Below are 4620 nucleotides of genomic sequence, written 5' to 3' on the forward strand. Positions count from 1 at the left end.
ACTCGCTTGGATTCAACCTGTTTTTAGTACGCATAAATAAACACCAACTTAAATAATTAATAAGTCTATTATAACCTATTTTATCCGTTGGTGTTATTTATTCCGTGTAAGTTTTTTTTGGATAAATCTGCATAAAAAGTGCACGTTTTGGGGGTAAAATATAGGTTGATGCATATTTCCCAAGGAGAATAATACTATGCAAAATTATATTCAAAAGTTGATTGCATCCTATCGTTCGGATGCAGAGTCTGTCTATCAAACTTGGTTTATTAATAATGATGAACGATTAAAAGCTTTCCGGACCATACGTAATGGTATTAAACAAGTGATTGAAGAGATTGAACGTAATCAATTTGGTAATGATTATAAAGGTACTTCATTAGAAGTAGTAGTAACAGCAATTGCAGAACAAAAGCAGATTTTCACAGGAGCAGCACATGCGTTTTATTGGAAACCGAAACTTCGTATTCCTGATATCTATGAGAATGAAAATAATAAACAAATATTTGCCCGTTTCCTTAAAAGCTGTCTACAAAATACTAATGAGAGAACCTTATTAGAAGAAGTGCTAAAACTTAATGAAAAGAATATCAAAGGACTGGGTCCTGCAGTAGCGAATATATTATATTTCTTACACCCTACTGTATTTCCTCCGTTTAACACTGCAATTGTAAACGGTTTTAACGTTCTTTTTAATGAAAAGATAAAACTCGGTTCATGGACAGAATACCTTCGGATGCGAGAAATTATGCTAGATTATAATAAACAAAACAGTGTCTTACTTTCAAAAGATTTAGGGGCTATTGGGGGACTCTTTTTTGAAGTTGGTGTTGGAAGGTTAGTTATCGAAGAAAATCATAAGATGGTTTTAAAACAAATAGAAAAACGAGAAAAAACAAATCAGAAAAGACATTCAGAGGTTATCAATGATGCAATCGAAAATAATGATCATTCGGAAATGCAATACCATTTGGCTAGATTAGGAAAATCTCTTGGATACCAGGTTTGGATTGCTAGAAATGATCATAAACGGGAATGGAATAATCAAAAACTAGGTGAATTTTCGTTACACCAATTGGAACTTCCAAACGTATCAGCCCAAGTACAGGATACCATTTCACTTATTGATGTTCTCTGGTTAAATGATAGTGGTTCTATTATTTGTGCCTTTGAAGTAGAAAAAAGTACATCCATCTATTCAGGGATTTTAAGACTCTATGATTTAGCTCTAACTATACAGGACCATAATTGTAAACTATATTTAGTTGCTCCAAATAAACGTGAAAAAGAAATTAAAGCCCAACTATTAAGACCCTCCTTTCAACATGAACAAATGTGCAGTATTTCCTATATTCTTTTTTCCGACCTTCGATGCGATTGTGATGCTATGTGTAAGTTTGGTACGAATTCAGCAGTTTTGGACAAAATAGCTATAAGCATCTAAAAACAAAGCCGCTACCTATCTTGGTAACGGCTTTGTTTTATGATTCTTTTTTCACCATAGCTGAAAGAGAGTCGATTTCTTTTCGCAGCTTTTCATTTTCTAATTCAAGTTTTGACATTTTTGATTCCAAATCATTTGAACAATGTGCATCATGATTATGACCTTTCCCATGACCCCCATGACTTCCGTGACCTTTCATACAAAAAATCATCATCAATGGACAAGCCAACAACAGTAAAAAGGGTAACCACTCCATAAAATCACTCCTTCGTATTATTTCTTTATCATACTAAGAAAAAGTGGAGATTTTATGGAGAAAATGAGAAAATCAAATTATTTTTTACTTTACTTCATTATACTGATTCCGTTTGGTGTTTTACCGACTTCTATTGTATTAGTCACTTTCATTTGTTTTGTATCAATAACCGAAACCGTATTTTCGTACATGTTTGTCACATATAGTCGCTTAGCATCAGGACTTGTTACCACCCCATGGGAACCCTTACCAGTTTCAATTGTTGTTGATACTGTTTTCGTAGCAAGATCAACAACAGAAACTGTATTAGAAGGTGCATTTTCAGTACCTTGATTAGCCACATATGCATATTGATTATTAGCATCAATATAAACTTGTGCTGGACCATTTCCAACCTCTATTTTTTGAACTTCTTCCGTTTCTAGATCCACAATCGCAAGCATATTTTCTCCATTTAAGGTTGCAACAAGCGTCTTACCATCGGATAATATTCCTGTTGTAACTGGAGTTGATCCTACTGTTATTTTCTTATCTTCTTTCATTGTTTTAAGATCTAAGACACTAACTGTATCTTCTCCCATATTGGCAATATAAGCCTTTTGGCTATCTGCTGAAATTCTAAATCCATGTGGTCCTTTTCCTGTATTGATCGTTTGTATGACACTATAGTTATTCATATCAATGACAGATACATTATTATCCTCATTATTAGTTACTAAAGCGAGTTTCCCATCCTCTGTGAAAACAATATGTGCGGGATGATTACCAACTTCTATTGATTTTAAAAGCTCATTTGTTTCCGTATCATAAAATACTGCTAATCCTGGCATTTCCATTTGTTCTCCTCCATGATTCATTGCGGGAACAACAACCGCTCCGAGTATTTTTCCATCAGGAGAAACTTGAACATTGTGAACAGACCCATCAGCTTCTATTTCCACTAATACTTCATTAGTAGAGGCATCTATTTTTGAAATAGTCCCTCCCTCATTTGCAGTAAAGTAATACTGAGTATCCTCAGCTTTTTCAGACGTAGGGGCGTTTTCTTTACTTGTATTCTTTGTTGATTGAGATTCATTATTTTTCTCAGTGCTACATCCTGTTAAAATTAGCCCCAATATGATTAAAAAAGTAATTATACCTAATTTAAATTTTTTCACTAACTTCTTCCTCCCTCTATAAATATTGATTTATCAACGGTTTGAGCCGTTGTTGGGGTGTCAAAAAAATATTTTTCGACACGATTCCTAACAGAATTTATATATTATGTGTAATTATTCCAACCTACGGGTACGCTACGCGGTCACTACTGGATAATTATAGAAAGTAGTGATAGGGAATTATGCGATGCACAATGGATCTCTGCGTAGCTTATGATGACGTACCCTCCCATGTCTCTGGGCATCTATGTGCCTACATTCCTTCGTTCGGTCTAGTCATAAGGCAGAGGCTAGCGAAGCTCCTTTAGGGACTCAAGGTCGAATGGAAAATATATTGCCAGCTTCTCCGTGTCATCCTGTTGTCTAGGTCTTATTGTCTTATTAAGGGGATGTAGGGTTTAAACAGCCTCTGCGAGACCTGGAATATCCCTCATCATTCGCTGTGCGTCAAACGCTTTGTGCTTGGTACTAATTCCATGTAATACTTTTAATAGCTTACCGCATAAAACCACGATAGATTGCTTCTTGCGTAATGGATTAACCTGACGGTTTGTGTAATACTCGTGCAGCTTTCTAAAGGCTTCATTATGGCGAATCATAGGCATCATAACTCGGAACAGGAGGGCACGTAACTTTCGTCTGCCCCGTTTAGAAATACGTTTTTGTCCTTTATGCAGACCAGAGGAATTTTCACGTAACGTTAATCCCGCGAGTTTGATAAGTTGGCGTGGATCTTCGTAGTGTGAAAAGCTTCCAATTTCGGCTAATAAGTCAACAATGGTGGTATCTCCAAGTCCTTGGACGGTTGATAGCCATTCATACTCTACAGACGTTTTTACAAGTTCAACTAAGTGCACCGTAATGTTTTCGATATCTTTCTCTAATTGATGGTAACGGCGAACGAGCGTGGCGATTTCAATGTGGGCCATCTCACGTCCTTCTGTTACCCCGATAGAGTTAGCCGCGACTTCAATAAGGCGCACTGCTTTTGGTCTTTGTGGGGATTTTAGCCCCTCGACCTTTCGATAAAGGGTTAAGACTTCATCGGGTTGTTTTTGGTGAAAATCACTCGGAAATGGAGTACATTCAAGTACAGCTAAAGCCATTTTTCCGAATGAAGGAAACACCTGAGTAAACTCTGGGAAATAGCGATCTAACCAGCGAATCATCATGTTTTTGAGAGAGCCTAACTCCTCTACCAACTTGCTTCTAAAAGTTGAGCCAACACGAAGTTCTGCTTCCATTTCCTTTAAAATACGCGGATAACTGAAACGACCGTCTTTAATAAGACGAGCAATTACTAGCGCATCTTTTCGGTCATGTTTAGTTGGAAGATTGTCGTCTAACTCCTTTGAACGTTTGACGTGCATCGGATTTGTCATTACTAAGGGGATGCCCCGTTCCTCAAGGAAATAAGCTAAATTGAGCCAGTAATGGCCAGTAGGTTCAATCCCAACAATAACCTCTGTTTTTTCATTTTCTTTCATTGCGGTCAAAATACGTTGATAGAAATAATTAAAACCGCTATTAGACTGGGAAACAGCAAAAGACTTTTGAAGCACACGACCGCGATCATCTACAAAGCAAGCGTAATGCGTACGCTTGGCAATATCGATTCCGACCACAAGTGTTTTCGTATGAGTAAAATGTTTGTGGGAGAATAAATATCCTTTTTGTCTAGTTGGGGGACCGGGCCCCCCCCCAGCCCCAAAACCCCCCCACCCGCTCCCCGGGTGGGGGGAAAACAAAAACCAAAAAAA

4 protein-coding genes are annotated in these 4620 nt (G+C 37.3%); 1 reads left to right on the plus strand and 3 read right to left on the minus strand.

Annotated elements, in window-relative coordinates; all coding sequences use genetic code 11:
* Window positions 1-196: 196 nt before the first annotated feature.
* On the plus strand, window positions 197-1444 hold the full coding sequence (locus ACTQ5K_RS25200; RefSeq protein WP_441131561.1) for a hypothetical protein: 1248 nt from the start codon (window positions 197-199) through the stop codon (window positions 1442-1444).
* 37 nt (window positions 1445-1481) lie between these two features.
* Here the strand turns inward: ACTQ5K_RS25200 and ACTQ5K_RS25205 are convergent, their stop codons facing one another.
* From ACTQ5K_RS25205 to ACTQ5K_RS25215, 3 genes are all read right to left on the minus strand, one after another.
* The gene (locus tag ACTQ5K_RS25205) at window positions 1482-1700 is read right to left on the minus strand and encodes a DUF2933 domain-containing protein (protein ID WP_441131562.1); all 219 of its coding nucleotides are present in this window, start codon (window positions 1698-1700) and stop codon (window positions 1482-1484) included.
* Between the two features lie 89 nt (window positions 1701-1789).
* A complete protein-coding gene (locus ACTQ5K_RS25210) occupies window positions 1790-2860 on the minus strand; it encodes a YVTN family beta-propeller repeat protein (protein ID WP_441131563.1) in 1071 nt (356 codons plus the stop codon).
* A gap of 398 nt (window positions 2861-3258) precedes the next feature.
* Window positions 3259-4485 carry an IS110 family transposase gene (locus ACTQ5K_RS25215; RefSeq protein ID WP_441994439.1) on the minus strand — a complete coding sequence of 409 codons (1227 nt, stop codon included), beginning with the start codon at window positions 4483-4485 and terminating at the stop codon, window positions 3259-3261.
* Window positions 4486-4620 lie beyond the last annotated feature (135 nt).

It is taken from the genome of Niallia sp. Sow4_A1 (genome assembly GCF_052116745.1).
Classification (GTDB): domain Bacteria; phylum Bacillota; class Bacilli; order Bacillales; family Cytobacillaceae; genus Niallia; species Niallia hominis.

Excerpts from the sequence above, each read along its gene's own strand:
- ACTQ5K_RS25200 (WP_441131561.1), top strand. The coding sequence starts at position 197 with ATGCAAAATTATATTCAAAAGTTGATTGCATCCTATCGTTCGGATGCA.
- ACTQ5K_RS25205 (WP_441131562.1), bottom strand. The coding sequence starts at position 1,700 with ATGGAGTGGTTACCCTTTTTACTGTTGTTGGCTTGTCCATTGATGATG.